Source organism: Mucilaginibacter sp. A3364 (assembly GCF_059690715.1).
The window spans coordinates 415,285-435,459 of record NZ_JCAWED010000001.1 but is presented as its reverse complement, the minus strand read 5'-3'; the positions used below and the strand labels follow the sequence as shown (position 1 = coordinate 435,459).

The window sequence follows — 20,175 nt, the reverse complement described above, 5'->3', positions numbered from 1 at the left end:
AAAAACCGAAAAAAATACAATGTAATATTTGTTCATCTTCTCAAAAAAGTTCAGGATTTTTTAACGCGTAAATAGGTTAACAAGTTTCTGAAATTTAACCCGGATTTAAAATATTTATTTTATACTATTTAATATATTTGTCACATTATCACTGTATTACAAATTTCAAGGTAGCTATAACCAATGTACCCCTATTTTCGCTTTTTGCTGAGCCTTGCTTTGTGCACCTTGCTGTGCCTGTGCGCGCGTGCCAACGTAAGCATCACGGCGGCAACGGGTGGCACCGGTCTATCTGCCGATAAATCGGTTGGTAGTAGCGGCGCGGCGTACACCACATTAGGCGATATCAGGATAGGTAGCGGCGCTGCCGGCGACTACGCAGCCAGCCAAAGTCTGGTTACATTCACCTTATCTGCACCCGCCAATTGGCAGTTTCAGGCCGGTACAGGTACGGCGGTAGGAGCTGGTAATGTAACGGTTATTTCAACGCTGGTAACCTCATCAGGCATTACTATTACGTTTAATACCGGCGCTACAACCACTACAAATGCTATCATCATCAGCGGCATAAAAGTACAGTGTACAGCCAAAACTATTTTATCTTCTGTAAATATAACACGTACGGCGGGTACGGCCACAATAGCCAACTTCACTAACGCCACCAATAATAACTGCGGTTCATTATCACAGGCAGCAGGTACTTTTGTGAAATTGCAGCTACTGTTGCCAGGAGAGACAGCAGCCCCCGGCACTGCTACCGGCAAAACCGGAACGCCAACAACACCTGTAGCAGGAACCAGTTTTAGCGCTACCGTAAACGCGGTTGACGAAAACTGGAACCTTTCGCCATCAACAGATGTGATACAAATAACAGCTTCTGACGCCAATGTTACATTGCCTGCCAACGCTGCACTGGCCGCGTCGGGTACAAAAAATTATACGGTTACGTTAAAAACGGCGGGGATAGCACAAACCATAACTGCAAGCGATGTTACCACACCGGCAAAAACGGCCAATACATCGCCTTCGGTAACGCCAACACCCGGCGCATTTACAAAGCTACAGCTGTTAATGCCGGGCGAAACTACCGCGCCGGGCACATCTACCGGTAAAACCGGCACGCCATCAACCCAAACTGCAGGTTCATCATTCAATATAACCGTAAACGCAGTTGATGCCAACTGGAATAAAGTTACATCAGTAACGGATATTGCGGGCATTACTTCTACTGATGCTAATGCCACCTTACCTGCAAATGCAGCCCTTGTTGCAGGAACAAAAGCTTTTGCCATTACCTTAAAAACATCGGGCTCACGCACGGTAACCGCTACTGATATTACAGATGGCACCAAAACATTAAATACCAGCCCATCAACCACTATAAATACAGCCGCCTTTACCAAGCTACAGATACTTTTACCGGGCGAAACAGGTGCGCCCGGTACTGCCACCGGCAAAACCGGCACGCCAACAGCAGTGGCTGCCTCTGTTAGTTTAACGGCTACAGTTAATGCGGTGGATGCTTATTGGAATATTGTTTCATCGACAGATATTGTTGGCATTACGTCTTCTGATGGCGCGGCTGTGCTGCCGTCAAACGCGGCTCTTGTTGCCGGGGTGAAAACATTTTCGGTAACACTAAAAACCTTTGGCTCGCAGACCATAACAGCTACAGATATTACCGACGGCAGCAAAACCGCCAGCGTGAGCGCGTCTGCCACGGTATCGTTCGGCGCATTTACAAAAATGCAGCTATTGTTACCGGGTGAAACTGCCGCGCCGGGTACAGCCAGCGGCAAAACAGGCACCCCAACCGCACCAGTAGCCGGCACCCCCTTTAATGTTATTGCGAATGCAGTTGACGCTAACTGGTATGTAATAACGACGTCAACCGATGTGGTAGGTATCACATCAAATGACGCGAATGCCGTGCTGCCCGCCAACACCGCCATGACGGCGGGCACTGTTACTTTAAGTGTTACACTTAAAACGGCCGGCGCTTCAAAAACGTTAACGGCTACCGATATTACCACGGTTAAAACGGTTAACACAAGCCCCTCGCTAACCACATCGCCGGCGGCGTTTAACAAATTACAGGTATTAATGACCGGTGAATCTGCAGCGCCCGGAACAGCTACGGGTAAAACAGGTACGCCCACGCCAAGGTCGTCCGGCTCGGCATTTAACGTAACGGTTATTGCTGTTGATGCCTACTGGAACAAAGTTAATACGGTAACAGATGTGATTAACCTAACATCAAACGACGCGAACGCCACCATACCAAATAATGCCGCGCTTGCATCGGGACAAAAAACAAACTTTTCTGTTAAGTTACGTACGTTAACTACCACCGCAACCATAACCGCTACTGATGTTACAGATCCAACCAAAACGGCCAATACCGGATCGAATACTTCGGTTATTATTGGCGCGTACAATAGCTTACAAGTATTATTGCCCGGCGAAACTGCCGTACCGGGTACTGTTAGCGGTAAAACAGGCACGCCAACAGTGCCTACTGCCGGCACATCTTTTAACATAACTGTTAACGCGGTTGATGCTGCGTATAACGTGGTGACATCGGCTACGCCAACTGTAAAAATTACATCAACCGATCCGTATGCTGTATTACCGGCTAACACTGCTCTGGTAGCGGGAACCAAGTCATTAAGTTTTACTTTTAAAAGAGCGGGCAATCGTACAATAACCGCTACAGATGCGGCTAATACAACTAAAAAAAATACTAGTACCACCGTTGGTGCCGTAGCCGCTTCGTTTGTTAAACTACAACTGTTGTTGCCGGGCGAAACCGCCGATGCAGGCAGTGCGACCGGTAAAACGGGTACGCCAACGCCCCCAAGCGCCGGTACCGCCCTTACCACAGTTACTGTTAACGCGGTTGATGCTTACTGGAATAAAGTAAATACGGTTAGCGATGTGGTTGAATTGACCACCACCGACGCCGCTGCTGTTGTAACCGCCGCCACGGCTTTGACCCTGGGCACCAAAAACAATTTCTCGGTAAATTTTAAAACGCTGGGTACATTTACGGTAACGGCTACCGATCAAACAGATGGCACAAAAACAGCCAACACCAGTCCCTCTGTTACTGTGGGTATAGGCGCCTTTACCAAACTACAGCTTTTGCTACCGGGCGAAACCGCTGCACCAGGAACAACTACCGGTAAAACAGGCACACCTACCACTCCGGTAGCAGGGACGCCGTTTAACGTTACGGTTAACGCCGTAGATGGCGCGTGGAATGTGGTAACTTCGGCTGTTGACAATATCAGCATAACTTCTACCGATGTAAACGCGGTAATGCCGGCTAACGCAACGTTAGTATCTGGTACCAAAACTTTCAGCGTTACTTTAAAAACGGTTATTAGTCCGGGGAAAGTTATTACCGCCTCTGACGTTACCAATGGTGCCAAAACGGCCAGTTCAAGTCCGGCAGTTATTATATCACCGGGAGTTTATTCAAAATTACAACTATTACTACCTGGCGAAACCGCCACACCGGGTACTGTTACCGGCAAAAAGGGCGCGGCAAACCCACCGGCACGCGGTTCAACATTTACAGTAGTGGTTAACGCAGTTGATGCTTATTACAACCTGGTAAATACGGTTACCAATAGCGTAACCTTCACTTCATCTGATGGGGCAGCAACTTTACCGGCAACCACAGCTTTGGTAAACGGTACCAAAACCTTTACCAATGGTGTTAAAATAGTTAACTCATCACCATCTCCGCTGCCTACGCTTACAGTTACTGATGCGGGCATTACAACTACTGTAGACGTACCGCTAGGTATAACACCAACAGCAACAACAGACTACTTCAGGACAGGCGCTTCGGGCGATTGGAACAACGCTTTAACATGGGAAAGTTCGGCTGATAATATTAACTGGCAAGATGCCACCATTACACCAACCAATGCTGCAAATACCATTACCATAACGGCGGGCATGGTAGCAACTGTTACTGCCAACGTTACTGCAGACCAAATAGTTGTTAACAGCGACGGCCAATTAGCTGTTAACAGCGGTATTACCTTAACGGTACAAAGCGGCGGCGCCGATGTATCGGGCACGGTAACTAATGCCGGCACCATTAACACTACCGCGGGTACGCTACGCTTTTTAAGCACGGGCAAATATCAGCATAATTATACCAGCGCTGTTGGTACCATACCCACAGCTACCTGGGATGATGCCTCGACCTGCGAAATAATTGGTTACACCAGCGCTACCGGCACGCTTAGCGGCGGCAATCAAACTTTTGGAAATTTAATATGGAACTGCCCTAACCAAAATGTTAGCGGCAATGGCGTAGCCTTTTTATCCAATACAACGGCCAGTGTAAAAAACCTGACCGTTATTTCAACCGGAGGCGGTGAGTTTGCGCTTTCGGCAACTGGTGCTACAATGTCTATAAGGGGAGATTTCCTTCAATCAGCCGGGGTTACCGAGTTAAACAAGACCAATAGTACCGCGAATATCAACTTTGCCGGAAACTTTACTATAGAAGGCGGTACCATACAAAAAGGCAGCGGCAATAACCTGGTATCATTTAATGGCTCAACAACACAAAACTTTGTAAAAACAGGCGGCGTATTTACAGGCAATATAAACTTTGCTGTAAACAACGGCGCTACGCTAAATTTTGGCGAATATATATGGGATGGCTCAACCGGTAATTTTACGCTGAATAACGGGGGCACTATCCTTACTGATAATGATGATGGCTTTACCGCTGCGGGTATATATCTTGGCTCGATACAAAATACAGGGAGCCGTAGCTACAGTACCAGCGGCAACTACACATTTAATGGTAGCGATGCGCAGCAAATTGGTGGCGGCCTCCCGTCCACCGTTAATAACCTTACCATTAACAATGCACAAGGTGTTACTATGCCGGCCGGCACCGCTACTTATACTATTAACGGGCAATTAACACTAAACGGCGGCAACCTGAATATGGGCACCAACGTGCTGGCAACCGGCGGGGGCTTTAGTACCAGTGGTACGGGCATTTTGCAAACACAAAATACGTCGGCAGCACCTATCCCGACAGGTAAAACCTGGAATATTGGTGTGGAATATAACGGCTCATCCAACCAAACCATCATGGCAGGCACGTATACCGATCTGCTTTTTTCGGATGCGGGAACAAAAACGGCTGCCGGCGGAACCATTGTGGTTAAAGGCAACTGGTCATCTGCCGATGGTAAGGTTGATCTTACCACAAACAACGCCACCGTACAGTTCACAGGCACCGCGCAAACCATTAATGATGATGGTGGCAACGGCGTAATATTTAATCAGGTAACGTTTGGTAACTCGGGCACCAAAACACTTAACACGGGTAGTTATTCCGTTTCACCTTCGGGCGTTTTAACTATGGCGGGTACTGCAACGTTGGCCAGCAGTGATAACCTGGTGATGTTGTCAGACTCTACCGGAACGGGCACCATCGCCGCAATAGCGACAGGCGCTTCAATAACCGGGAATGTAGATGTGCAGCGTTTTATCAAGGGTAATGGCAATTTGCTTTACCGCGGCTACCGGTTATTGTCATCGCCGGTATCATCGCCCGATTCGGCCAATATCGCTTACAGCCTGGCATTCCTTAAAGGCAGCGGCAGTTACCTTACCGGCAAAGACGGCGTTACTAATGGCTTTGACGTTGCAGGTGCACCAACTTTATATTTGTATCGCGATGATCAAACACCTTCGGCAAGTTCGTTTACAAACGGTAATTACAGGGCAATTACCGCCATTAACAATACACCAAGCTACAAATTAACAACCATCGACGGCGATTTTTACATGCCTGTTGGCAATGGTTTTATGTATTTTTTCAGGGGGAATGAAGGTACCGTGTCGTCTACACCACCCGACGATGTTGTGTTGAACGCGATAGGCAAAGTTAACCAGGGACAAATTGTGGTTAAAAACTGGTTCAGGCCCACTACTGATACCTTATCATACACCAACCTGGCGGCAGCCGCATCAGTAAAAGGCTTTAGTTTGGTGGGCAACCCATACCCAAGCTCTATCGACTGGAATACTGCTTTCGGTAATGTTAGCACCACTACCGGTATTTACACACGAAGCCTGGAAAACTCCATTTACGTTTATAACGCCACCACCAAAAACTATTCGGTTTATACCAATACAGGTTCAAGCTCCGGTTTGTCGAGCGGTTCGCCGGGTGGTAGCAATATTATTCCTGCGGGACAAGGATTTTTTGTGCGGGCAACGGGTACAGATGGTAAATTGATCTTCAACGAATCGGCCAAGGTAAATACACAGGTTACCGGCAGCAATTTGTTACTGGGTACGCCGGTAAGTGCTGATGTTGACCAGCACCTTCGCTTGCAATTATCAAAAGACGATATCAATAAAGATGAGTCGGTTATTTTGTTTAAGGCCGGCGCAAGCAATGCCTATAAACTAAATGAAGACGTATTGTATTTGCGTGGCACGGGGGTGCTTGGCCTATCAAACCTATCAAGCGATAACCGCGCCCTGGCCATTAACCAGATAGCTTTCCCGAAAGCTAAACAGGCACAAAAAATAAAGATAAACGTAAACGCCACAACCGAAGGCATATACCAACTTAACTTAACCGAGATAAAAAATATCCCGGCGCTATATGAGGTATGGTTGATGGACGCTTATCAAAAAGATTCGTTGGATATCCGTAACCACTTAACCTATAACTTTAATATTTACCCTAAAGACACGGCAAGTTTCGGATCAAACCGCTTTACCCTGGTTATCAAGCAAAACGCCGGACTGGCTTATCGTTTACTGGATTTTAATGCAGTTAAAACCACCAATAACAATATTCAGCTAAGCTGGAAAGCAGAAAATGAAGCGGATTACACTTACTTCACCCTGGAAAGAAGTGTTGACGGTGGAAAAACATTTGACATAATTGAAAGTGTACATGCTAATGGAAACGGCACTTACAGTCATCTGGATAAATTGCCGGTGACGGGTGATAACTACTACCGTTTAAAGCAGGAAGATATTAACGGTGTGGTAACTTATTCTAAAACAGCGATCATTAACATATCACCTAAAATAACTACAGTGAGCGATAATGGTATCAGCATTTATCCTAACCCAACCAACGCGCCGCTTAACATCGTCATTAATTCCAAAACAAATGGCGGCAAATACCTGATAACGCTGACTAGTAGCAGCGGCAAAGTTTTACAGTCAATAACATCCAATCAGGTCATCTGGAACGCCGATGTAAGCGCCCTCTTGCCGGGTACGTATTTTATACAGGTAAGCAATACTACAACAGGCGAAAGTGTAGGAAAATCATCCTTCATAAAGTTGTAAAAAAGCGTAAAATTTAATTTTTAGTTGAACTTTTAACCAGGACAGGCCATGTCGTGGCGCCTCAAAATGGGCAATAAAATACCCAAAGGTGGAAATTATTACACACCCCACTAGTATTTCAGGAAAACAAGCCAGGAAGTATGACCGTCAAATCCACCTCCTGTTTATAGCTATAAATAACATGCATTTGCATTGTTACATAGATTTTTACATCATAAAAGTGTGCCAGCATTGTTTTTGCTCTTTTAGTAAGTGATTAATTTTACTATTGGTTGAAAAAGCTTTTACTTAAACTCTTGTTAATGGTTACTTTGTTGGTGGGTGTACTTGCCGGCAATGACGTTGCATTTGCCCAAACGGCTACTTTTGGAAATGAAACGGGTGGCCTGGCGGGCTCTGTAACAGCGGGTCAAACCAGGGTAGCCCTGGCGGGATTTAGAGTAGCCGTTACCGGAGGTAGCATAACCTTCAGGCAGTTTAACTTTACATCAGACAAATCAAGCAACAACTTTGTAGCAAACGGTACTTTATATCGCAGCACAACCAATAATTTTACAACCGGTACACTCACCGCTGTTGGTAACGTTATTTTTAACGGCACTACTACCACCGTCAACAACTTCCAGGAAACCATTAGCGGAACTAATTATTATTTCCTGGTTGCGGACATCATAAACTCTTCGGCCGACTATTTTCAAATGATTGTTGATTATAGTTCAACATTTGCGGTTGATATTAACGGTACTAATTACCAGGCCCAGTTTAGCATGAACCAGGGCTACAGCTATGGCGCCGCCACCCCTTACCCAATTACAGTTGTTAATCAAACCGGCGAAATATCGTCATCGGCAACCATCGTTACCCCCACTACCACCAACACGCGTTTTTTTGAGTTTACAGTAAAGAATAATTCTGCTTCAAGTATTAATATAACAGGCTTTAATATCAATAGTAATTTATCAAGCCTTTCGTCCTACTTAAACAATTTTAGGTTATATACCAATACCAGTAATACTTTTCCGGGCTCATCAACAGCTAATGGTACCGTAAGTACAAGCTATGTAGGCTTTACCGGATTATCTGAAAGTATTGCTGCGGGCGCTACAAAATATTACTGGCTTGTGGCCGACTGCCCGAGCGGCGCCACCCCAACTGATGTGCAGTTTAACTTTGCCCGAAGCCAAGGCAGCACTGCTATTTCTACCAGCACTGGTTTGGGCGCTTACAATACTTTTACGGCATTGGGCAATACTTTTAGTATAAACAGTGCCAGTATTACTATGTCATCTCAACAAAATGGTGTAACGGCAAACGGAACTACCATTTATGGTGGCCAAACCAATTTACCTTTATTTGGCTTTGGTGTTGCTGTAACTGGTAGCACTACTATATCAGCGTTTAATATTAACAGCACTAATAATAGCTTATCTACCTATATTGGTAATGCAAAATTATATCGCAGTACAACTAATAATTATTCGGGCACCCTTACCCAAATAGGCACGGCTACCATAAATGGAAGCTATGTTAATGTTACCGGCTTATCCGAATCTATAACAAATACCACACAATATTACTTCCTGGTTGCCGATGGTATTTACACGGGCTCATCAGCCAGTTCGGTAACGTTTAGATTTAGTTCGGGGCAATCCAGCGCGGCTATCACGCAAACAAGTCCATCATCATCTTACAATACCTTTACCGTTACAGGTAACGCGTATACGCTAGGTGCTACCTCAATGACCATGGCAGCAATTACCGGCGGCCTTTCAGGCAGCCCTATCTTGTATGGCCAGGGGCCTACCGCAATATACGGTTTTAGCATACAGGCAACCGGCCTGGGCACGCTTTCGGCCATTCGCATAACAAGTGCTGCTGCGCTTACAACGCAAAACTATTTCACCAACGGCAAACTTTACCGCAATACCACCAACACCTGGGGAAGCGGAACCGCAACATTGCTTGGTAACGCTGTTTTTAACGGCAGCAACATTACGGTTACCGGCTTAACCGAGACCATACCCAATACTACGCAGTATTACTTTTTAGTGGCCGAAGATTTTTATTACGGCACCAGCGGTGTTTTTCAGCCCGTTTTAAACCAGGTAACAAATGCATCAGCTACTACGGTAGATCCTAACCTGTACAACGGCTATTATACTTTTAGCACGCCAACTGTACCCGCTGTATCAAGTATAACCGGCGGCCTGCTGGCTAACGGCACAACGTTGATAAGCGGACAAAACAACCTGGCATTGTTTGGCTTTAGCCTTACTGCTTACGCGCAGCTGAACTTTACGCAGTTTAGCATTAATAGCAACCTTTCGCTTTCATCATATTTTACAAACTTCAGGCTTTACCGTAACACAACTAATAGTTACGGTACAGGCACCCCTACCTTAGTAGGCACGGCGGCCATAAGCGGTAATTTTGTTAATATTACCAGTTTAAACGAGGCATTCACCAATAATGCAGGCCAAACAAACTATTACTTTTTAGTAGGCGATTATACCAACAGCAGCGGCACCTTACCCGCTTCGCTGCAATTTAATTTTACCAGCGGGCAATCAACAGTTGCTTTAACTCAAAACACGCCTACTACCCAAACTTATAATACTTATAATACAAGTGGTAATACATACCCAATAAATTCGGCACTTATAACGGTTAACGGCCAGCAAAACGGGTTAGGCTCAACCACAATATATGGTGGTCAAACCAATATTGCGGTTTTTGGATTTGATATTACCGTTAGCGGAAGTTCAACCATATCAGGGGTTAACATCAATAGCAATAACAATAGCCTTTCAACTTACATAGGTAACGTACGATTGTACCGAAGTAGTACTAACAATTATACCACCGGTTCGCCTGTTTTAATTGGTACGGGAAGTATAAGCGGCGCGTACGCCAATTTTACCGGTCTGTCCGAATCATTAACTAACCAAACTAAATACTACTTTTTAGTGGTTGACGGTGTTTACACCGGTAATTCGGCCAGTTCGGTTACATTTAACTTTACCAGCGGGCAAGGTACTAACGCGCTTGTTCAGTCAAGCCCATCATCAAGCTATAATTCGTTTAATGTAACAGGTACGGCTTTTACATTGGCTACTACATCAACCACCATTGCCTCAATCACCGGTGGTCTGGTTTCAAATTTAACTTACGGTCAAGGGCCTGTTGCATTTGCAGGATTCAGCGTACAAAGTACAGGTTTAACAACCATGTCTGCTGTACGTATCGCCGACAATCAAGGTCGTACCATGTCGGCCACATTTAAAAATGCCAAATTATACCGCAGTACAACCAATGATTACAGTACCGGCTCGCTTACACAAATTGGCACTGCCAGTTTCAGTGGTACCGCCATTAATATAACCGGTTTAACTGAGTCAATACTAAATACCACGCAATATTATTTTTTGGTAGCCGAAGATATTTACTATGGCACAAGCGGAAATTACCAGGGTGTGTTAAACCAGATAACAAATGCTGCAGGTACCAATACCAGCTATAATCAGTTTTTTTCATCTAAAAACTATGCTGTGCCTGCGCCAACCGTTACGCTTACAGGAAACAACAGTTTAGCAAATGGTTTAAGCGGCAGCGCATTATCATACGGACAAACTAATTTGGTATTATTTAGCTTTAAACTAAGCGTACTTGGCGTAACAACTATAACCCGGTTTAAATTACCAAGTTCCTTAAACGTTACTAATCATTTTAACAACGGAAGGTTATACCGCTCCACAGATCAATACTTTTCTCACGCTACGCCTGTAACGGCGTCATACAGCTTTGGCTCTAACACGTTGATTGATGTGAGCCAGGCTTTTACCGACTATGAAAACCCAACAGTTTATTATTATTTTGTAGTTGCTGATTTTTTGGCAAATACCACTCATAACACCGGCACTTTAATTTTTAATTTTAACAATAATGATGCAATGTCATCTTCAAATGGCAACGTCAGTGCTACAACTAATGACGGCTTAAGCTTCACTATTTTTAGAACCCTGGAATGGAGAGGCGGCACAAGCAATTCGTTTACCGTAGCTAACAACTTTAAAACACTTACAGGCGGCAGCGGTGCAGTGCCGGGCGTAAATGATGTTGTTAGAATTGGCAGCTTTAACTACGGCAGTAATGCCCCGGTAATTACGGCTAATACAACAATTGGCGGCCTTTCTTTCGGCTCAACAGTTACACCAACTATAACAATAAATTCTGGCATTACATTGACTTTAAACCAAACACTGGAGGCAAGCAGTAGCAGTAATGCCACAATTGCAGGTCCAGGAGCACTTGCTTTAGCTAGCACAGCTGTATCAGGCATTGATGCCAGCGGCGTGTTAACATTAAGCAATACCGCGCTAAGCAATGCAGGTACATTCAACATAGCATCTACGGGCCGGTTAAGCCTGGCAAGCAATGCCACTGTTGCCAATAGCGGTACGTTTACGCTAAAATCTGACGCAAGCGGATCAGCAACCGTCGGGGCCTTAACAGGTACCAGTGCATTAACAGGTACTTACAAGGTTGAACGTTTCATCACCGGTAACAGCAGCCTAACTTATCGCGGATATAGGTTATTATCATCATCAACAAATGATGTTACCGGGTATTACAGTTTATCCTACTTAAAAGGCAGCGGCAGCTATCTTACGGGAACCGGTGGCGCAACTAATGGCTGGGATGTTGCCGGCAACCCCACACTTTATTTGTACAAAGACGATGCAGCCCCTAATGCAAACTCATTTACCAGTGGAAACTATCGTGCAATAAATAACATCGCCAATACGCCTGCGTATACGTTAACCACTGTTGACGGCGATAAAAACATGCCTGTAGGTGCCGGTTTTATGTACTTTTTCAGAGGAAATAATGGTACTGTTACCACCACTTTACCAACCAACGTTGTTTTAACAGAATCAGGAAATTTAAACCAGGGCCAGGTTAAGGTGAAAAACTGGACAAATGGCCTGGATACACTGTCATTTACTAGTTTAACCGCGGCGGCAAACGTTCAAGGTTTTAACCTTGTAGGCAACCCCTATCCAAGTTCAATTGACTGGAATACGCATTACAACAACAGCGCAAGCAATACCGGCACGGGCATTTATGCGCCTAATGTTGGCCATGCCATTTATATTTACAATGCTACCACTAAAAATTACTCTGTGTGGACCAGCAGCAGTGGCAGCGGCGGTACTTCATCGGGCAGCCCGGGTGGCAGCAGCATCATACCGGCAGGCCAAGGATTTTTCGTGCGTGCGCTAACTAATAAGGCTCAGCTTATTTTTAACGAGTCGGCCAAGGTAAATACACAGGTTACCGGCAGCAGTTTACTTTTGGGCACACCGGTAAATGCTAATATCGATCAGCATTTGCGTTTACAATTATCTAAAGACTCGATAAACAAAGATGAGACCGTAGTTATTTTTAACCGCGATGCCAAAACAACTTATGACATACAGGAAGATGTGGCCTATCTTAAAGGTTCGGGCGTGGTGAGTTTAGCTAATGTGTCAAGCGATAAAAAATCATTAGCTATCAATCAATTGGCCTTGCCTACCGCCAAACAGGCGCAAAAAATAAAACTAAGCGTGGCTGCTAGCGGCGATGGTATCTACAAACTTAATATGACGGAGGTTACCAACATTCCAGATTTGTATGATGTATGGTTGATGGATGCTTACAAGAAAGATTCGCTGGATATCAAGCATAATCCTACCTATAATTTTAACCTGGTAGCTGCCGATACCGCCACAACCAGCGCCAACAGGTTCACCCTGGTTATTCGCCAAAATGCGGACTATGCGTATCGATTACTGGATTTTACCGCTAAAAAATCGGGTTCGGGCGTTGAGGTAGGCTGGAAAGTTGAAAATGAGGCCGACTATACTTATTTCACGGTGGAGAAAAGTACTGATGGCGGCAAAACTTTCCAGATCATCGCCAGCGAAAAAGCAAGCGGCCTGGGCACGTACAGCCTAACAGATAGAATACCCGCTAACGGCGAAAATATCTATCGCTTAAAACAAGAAGATGTTAACGGAAATATAAGCTATTCAAACCGTGCGAGTGTATTATTCTCCACCGCTAATAATAATGTAGCAACGGCCGATATCAGTATTTATCCAAACCCTACGAGCTCGTTGCTCAACATCAACATTAATAAAACCGCCGAAACGAGCAGCAACTACCAAATCACTATTACAAATAGTACCGGTAGAGTTGTAGTATCAACCGTATCATCGCAAAAAACCTGGAATAAGGAGTTAGCCGACCTGTTACCGGGAAGCTATTTTGTGAAGGTACTTGATGATAAAGACAAGAGCCTGGTTGGTCGCGGATCATTTGTAAAATTGTAATCCCTTTCCCTTATATACTTTAACCCGGAGCGATTGGAACTGTAAAGTTTCAATCTTTTCCGGGGAAAAAGACTCCCCACAATGGGCAATTACTGCCGATAGTACGCCTTTTCTTACAACCCCTCTGTTTATGAAATTCATAACAAAATTGCCGTTTTTCCGTAAACCATAACAGTATTTATTACGTAACTAAACCGTGTTGACAATTTTTAGGGGCTTTTATTATAAACAGCCTTTCTGTTGCATAGTTTTTGTCAATACGTATATATCAATACTGTTAAAGGTGAAAAAACTATTACTTTTTAAATTTTTACTTACTGTCGCGATATTAGGCTGTGTATCAGTTGAAAAAACTTTGGCCGCTGTAACGGTTACCACGTTTACATCATCTGCCAATGGCATTACTACACCACTAACAGCACAGCAGGGCCAAACTAACTTTGTACCTATCGGTATCCAGATCACCGTAACGGGTTCAACAACGTCTACCATTTCTGATTTGTATATTAATTCCAATTACTCAGATCCGGCTACTTTATTCACTTCCGGCAATATCAAATTAGTACGTACAAATTCTAACGTTTACTCTTCAGGAGCGGTACAACAAACTATCAATTGCAATGGTAACGGTACCCAATTAAAATTTAACGTAAACAGAACCTATGCTGTAGGTACTTATTATTATTTTTTAATTATAACCCCTGTTCATTTCGGCACTACAGTACCTCCTACAAGCATAACCTTTTCAATATCAGCAGGCAGTGGTGGTTTGTTTAATAATAGCCCGGCTGTAACTTTATCAGGCTCGGGTACCGGCAATACATATAATCTTTATTCGGCCATTTATTGGTACGGTGATAATACTACAGTTTGGTCATCAAACAATGGCTGGCGAGTGTCTAACGGCTCAGGTGGTTATCAAAATGCTAACAGAACGCCGGGCTCTAATGATATAGTTTATATTGGCGTAGCGTCATACAGCACTAATGGTGGCGAAAATCCCGTTATCGCTAATGGTTCGGACATTACCGTGAGGCAGCTAATTTTTGGCACTACCAATAGTAAAACTGGTGTATCGCCCCGCGTAACAATGACGGGCACCACGTTTACTCTATCTAACGGTGTTAGCTGTCTTGCAAATGCAACCGGTACCTTATTACCTACTACCAGTAGTATTTACCTGGCTGGTGCCTCAGCACTTGCTTCAGGCTCCACACTAAATTTTAGCGGAGGTGCCACTAATAACGTGTATAACATTTTGGGCACCATTAGTACAGCGTTAAATTCAACGCTTAACGTTGCTACCAATTTTTACAACATTGGTTCTGTTAATATCGGCTCATCAGGTTCAAAAGCAACCTTTAATGTAGCAGCAGGTTCTTTTTCGAATGCCTTTGGCGGAACTACTACCATTGCTCCCGCTTCCGTTTTAAATTTAACCGCAGCTACATCTAGTTTTTCAACCAACGGAGATTTAACCCTAGAATCGGACGCTACAGGATCTGCTGCCGTTGGCCCTATTACTACCGGCGCAACAATTACCGGTGACGTAAATGTTGAACGCTTTATTACGGGCAATAACAGCCTTACTTATCGTGGCTATCGTTTGCTTTCGTCGGCAGTTTATGATGCCTCGGGCTATTATAACTTAAGCTTTTTAAAAGGCAGTGGTACTTATTTAACAGGCGCTGCAAACGGTGGTTTTGACGCTACCGGTAACCCAACCATTTATTTATACAGGGATAATTTAGCACCAAGCAACAGCAGCTTCACATCGGGTAATTACAGGGCCGTAACTAAAATTAACAACACAACAGCCTACAGCTTAGGTACTGTTGACGGTAATATAAATATGCCGGTAGGTACAGGCTTCCTGTTTTTCTTCAGGGGGAATAATGGTACCGTAACAACAACTGTTCCCGCTGATGTTACACTTACACAAACAGGCCCCTTAAACACCGGCGCTATCACTGTTAAAAACTGGACAAATGGCGCCAGCACACTGGCATTTTCAACAGCAACGGGCAATACTGCGGTAAAAGGCTTTAACCTGATCGGCAACCCTTACGCCAGCTCCATAAACTGGAATACGCACTACAATAATACTGGCAGTACAGATAACGGTACGGGCATTTATGCCCCTAACGTTGGACATGCTGTTTATATTTACAACGCTACTACTAAAAACTACTCCGTTTACACCAGCACCAGCTCAACTACCGGCACAGCGTCGGGCAGCCCGGGCGGTACTAATATTATCCCTGCCGGACAAGGCTTTTTTGTGAAAGCTACCAGCAGCGCCGCAAAAATTATTTTTTACGAAACATCAAAATCTGCAACATCACAGGTTACAGGCAGCAGCTTGTTATTAGGCACCCCTGTTCAAGCCAGTTTAGAGCAATCATTACGCTTGCAGTTAGCCAAAGATTCTGTAAACAAAGACGAAACTGTAATTATATTTAACAAAGGCGCGAAGGCGGAATATAACGAGGATGAAGACGTGCAATACCTAAAAGGTAGTGGTGTTATTGGCCTTGCTAACTTATCAAGCGATAAACAAGCATTAGCTATAAATCAGCTGGCATTGCCTTTGGCTAAACAAAGCCAAAAAATCAAGTTAAATGTTGCCGCTACGGCAGACGGCTTGTATACGCTTAATTTAACCGAAATTAAAAATATACCTGCGCTGTATGATGTATGGTTGATGGACGCCTACAAAAAAGACTCGTTGGATATTAAACATAACCCAACCTACACTTTCAATATTATAGCAAGCGATACTACCAGCTTGGGCAGCAACAGGTTTACGTTGGTTATACGTCAAAATGCCGGTTATGCTTACCGTTTGCTTGACCTTACAGCTAAAAAATCAGCAGGCAATGTTGAAGTAGCCTGGAAAACCGAAAACGAAGGTGATTACACCTACTTCACTGTAGAAAAAAGCACCGACGGTGGCAAAACATTTAACATTATAGCCAGCGAAAAAGCAAGCGCGCAAGGCAAATACAGCATACTGGATAAAAGCCCTGTTATAGGCGAAAACATTTACCGCTTAAAACAAGAAGATATTAACGGTACAATCACTTATTCGCAAAAAGTAAACATTGAGTTTAAAAACCTAGCAGATATAATTACTCAGGTATTAACCGTGTTCCCTAACCCGGTTAGCGCTACCCTTAACTTGTCATTAACCAACAGCCCCGATCAGGGAAAATACAGCATTACGATCACCAACAGCTTTGGTCGCGTGTTAAAAAATATCGCTTCTGCTCAGGCATCGTGGCAAGGCGATGTTAGCTCGCTTTTACCGGGGACTTATTTTGTAAAAGTGATCAACGAAAAAGATAAAAGTGTAAACAGCAGCACTTTCTTAAAATTATAATTAATCAACTATTTATTCATTAAACCTGAAAATTGTATCGTAAATTTGCAGGCAGAAAAACAGTTGATAATCCCCCTGATAACGCTTTGACGCAATAAGCTATTTATAATAGCGTTTGATTATAGAACATGAAAAAAAGGATATTCTTAACGTTATTATTAGCTGTTACCACCGCCACACAATTGCTTGCCGGCCCGGGCGATGTGCCTTGCGGTGGTGCCGATCCGGATGATGTGGTAAATTGTACTCCGCTTGACACTTGGGTTATAGTTTTGGCTGCTGTAGCCATGATTTTTACCTGCCTGCATTTAACACGCAAACAAAAAGCAGCTGTAAAAGCTGCTTAATTGTAATTTCCTCCAATAAAATTTATTTTATTACCTGGCCCTGTAATTATACGGCCTTCCACTACCACCCGCCGGTGGAGCAGATGATGGGGCCAAGCTTAACTGCGCCAGTATTCCGCTAACTACTTTAGGCAGATCATCAACATTCTTTTGATGGTTTTTACCTACTTCGCCTACACCATAGCCACGCCAAACAACTTGTTTACTGCGTCTATCTATCAGATCAATAATTAAAGTACCTTCTTTATAGTGTTCGCGCTCAACCGATGTGCCGCCATAGTAGGCAAACGGTGCGCCATAGTAAAAGTAGTTAGGACGATACCAGCCGCCATACCCGACACCATAGCCCGGGTAAATACCACCTGCAAAATAGTTAGGATAATAATTGGTACGCACACCCCTGCCCACGCTTGTTGAATAGCTTATCAGCAGATCGGGATCGCGTTGCTGCAGGTTAAGCCCTTTAGCTGTTAGCGCTTCGGTAGCAGCGTCCCTTATTTTGGCGTCAGCCATCATGTTGGGGTTATCCTTGGCGTTAGTACGCCCTACGGGCATCCAGGCAAAACTACGGTAAAGGCTAAGATTGGTGCGGTTAAGGCCCGCGGTGTAATAGTTATACGTTGTGCCGCATGCCGATATCATTAACACCAGGGCAAGGGCAAAAATCGATCTTTTCATAATCATCTCTCTCCTCAATTATATGGTTTAGACAATTAGCGGGCAAAAGAGTTTAATGCCAAATTAAGTTTTATAATGTGATATAAATTACAAAACAATCGTCCAAAAATTGCATTTTTGCTCACCTGATATTACTACCTCTGTCAGCAATACATATTTTGCACCCCAAAATAATGAGCCAATATTTTATTATAGACTTTGATAGCACCTTCACCCAGGTTGAAGCCCTGGATGAGCTTGCGCGTATTTCGTTAAAAAACCATCCCGACAGGGAAAAAATATACCAGCAGATAGAAGACCTTACCAATGCATCAATGGAAGGCCGCCTGTCTTTCAGCGAGAGTTTGGAGAAACGTGTGCAACTATTAGAAGCTGATCGCGATCATTTGAAACAGCTGATATCGCACCTTAAAAAAAAGGTATCTACTTCCTTTTCGCGCAATACCATATTCTTTAAAAATCACCAGGACGAAGTCTTGATCGTATCCGGCGGATTTAAGGAATTTATTACGCCCGTTGTTACCGAGTATCATATTAAAAAAGACAATATATACGCCAACACTTTCGTGTTTGATGAAGAGGGTAAGATCATTGGTTATGATCGTGAGAACCCCTTGTCGCAGGAAGGTGGCAAGGTTAAGCTGTTAAAAGAGTTAAAGCTGGAAGGCGATATTTATGGTATTGGCGATGGTTATTCTGATTTCCAGTTGAAGGAATCGGGGATGATCAAAAAGTTTTTTGCTTTTACAGAGAATATCGAGCGTAAATCGGTTATTGAAAAAGCCGACCATGTTACACCTAGCTTTGATGAGTTTTTATACTTAAACCAGCTGCCACGCGCGATATCATACCCAAAAAACCGTATTAAATGTTTGGTGGTAGGCAATATTGAAGAAGATGCCCTGGCCCAAATGCGCAAGGAGGGTTACAACATACGTCAGCGCGACGAGATAGAGGAAAAATACCTGGAAGAAGCCGGTGTTTTATTCTGCGATGAAGCCCATCAGCCTACGCCCGAGCAAATACAAAATTCGGGCAGATTAAAAGTTATCGGCTGTTTTGGCAAAGCTAACCGCAAACTGGCCGAAGCAGCCTGTGAGCAAGGTATCATTATATTTGACGATCCAAAACATAACCCGCGCAACGACGACTTTTTACCTAAACGGGTTATTGCTTTTATGAACGAAGGAAAAACGCATACCAGCTGCAATTTTCCGGATTTGCAGCCACCGCGTGTAAGCAACGCGCACCGTTTGATACACATTCACAAAAACGTACCGGGTATATTGGCTAAAATAAATGATGTATTTGCGCGCCATAACATTAACATCGTAGGCGAATTTTTGGTTACCAACAGCCAGATCGGTTACGTAATAACCGACGTAAACACGGGCTACGATACAGAGGTATTGAACGAACTGAAGGCTATTGAGCAAACGATAAAATTCAGGCTATTATATTAGTGCAGAAGCCTGATAAGAAGAAAAGTCCGAAAGATGCCAGTGCATTTTTCGGACCTTTTGTTTAAGATCCCCCGAAAGGCACTACCAATACTGGTATTTTAGAATGACGCACCACGTGTTCGGCCACGCTGCCCATGATCAATCTGTCGATACCTGTACGGCTATGGGTACCGATCACGATCATATCTGCATTAAACTCTTTGGCGCAATTAATAATTCCGTCGGCGGTGTCGCCATATTCGTTAAAATAGGTAATAGGGAGGTCGCCGGCGTATTTTTCTACAATATCATCAAGCAGTTTCGTATTGGCTTTATTTTGAATACCGATCACTTCGGGATCAATGGCGGCTACGTCCTGTATGTTTGATCCCAGTATAGGGTCAACATTATTGGTTATAGGCATTACAGCCGGTTCCATTATATGCACCAATCCTACACCGGCTTTAAACTGATGGGCTATATCAAATGCATATTGCGTGGCGTGATCAGCATACTTACTATCATCTACACCTATAATTATTTTCCTGATCTTCATGACATAAAAGGTTGGTTACTGATATAACCAA

General features: G+C 44.0%; 7 protein-coding genes. 5 read left to right on the top strand and 2 right to left on the bottom strand.

The annotated features are described in order from the left end of the window. The first annotated feature begins 183 nt into the window (after positions 1–183). The 4 genes from AC59JT_RS01770 (at position 184) to AC59JT_RS01755 (ending at position 17,468) form a co-directional block, all read left to right on the top strand. Entirely contained in the window at positions 184–7,362 is a 7,179-nt protein-coding gene (locus AC59JT_RS01770; RefSeq protein WP_497395525.1) for a T9SS type A sorting domain-containing protein, read from the top strand. A 302-nt stretch (positions 7,363–7,664) separates the two neighbouring features. After that, positions 7,665–13,739, top strand: coding sequence for a DUF8693 domain-containing protein (locus tag AC59JT_RS01765; protein ID WP_497395523.1), 6,075 nt, complete (start codon positions 7,665–7,667; stop codon positions 13,737–13,739). Between the two features lie 283 nt (positions 13,740–14,022). Then, positions 14,023–17,121 (top strand): DUF8693 domain-containing protein, encoded by a 3,099-nt coding sequence (locus tag AC59JT_RS01760; RefSeq protein ID WP_497395521.1) that lies wholly within the window; start codon positions 14,023–14,025, stop codon positions 17,119–17,121. Between the two features lie 128 nt (positions 17,122–17,249). Continuing rightward, positions 17,250–17,468 carry a hypothetical protein gene (locus AC59JT_RS01755; RefSeq protein WP_497395519.1) on the top strand — a complete coding sequence of 73 codons (219 nt, stop codon included), beginning with the start codon at positions 17,250–17,252 and terminating at the stop codon, positions 17,466–17,468. Positions 17,469–17,498: 30 nt separating this feature from the next. Here the strand turns inward: AC59JT_RS01755 and AC59JT_RS01750 are convergent, their stop codons facing one another. Further along, positions 17,499–18,146, bottom strand: coding sequence for a DUF4136 domain-containing protein (locus AC59JT_RS01750; RefSeq protein ID WP_497395517.1), 648 nt, complete (start codon positions 18,144–18,146; stop codon positions 17,499–17,501). 173 nt (positions 18,147–18,319) lie between these two features. On the opposite strand from AC59JT_RS01750, the gene AC59JT_RS01745 reads away from it, so the two are divergent. Beyond that, positions 18,320–19,609, top strand: coding sequence for an HAD-IB family phosphatase (locus tag AC59JT_RS01745; RefSeq protein ID WP_497395515.1), 1,290 nt, complete (start codon positions 18,320–18,322; stop codon positions 19,607–19,609). Positions 19,610–19,670: 61 nt separating this feature from the next. Here the strand turns inward: AC59JT_RS01745 and AC59JT_RS01740 are convergent, their stop codons facing one another. Then, positions 19,671–20,144 (bottom strand): universal stress protein, encoded by a 474-nt coding sequence (locus AC59JT_RS01740; RefSeq protein ID WP_497395513.1) that lies wholly within the window; start codon positions 20,142–20,144, stop codon positions 19,671–19,673. Positions 20,145–20,175 lie beyond the last annotated feature (31 nt).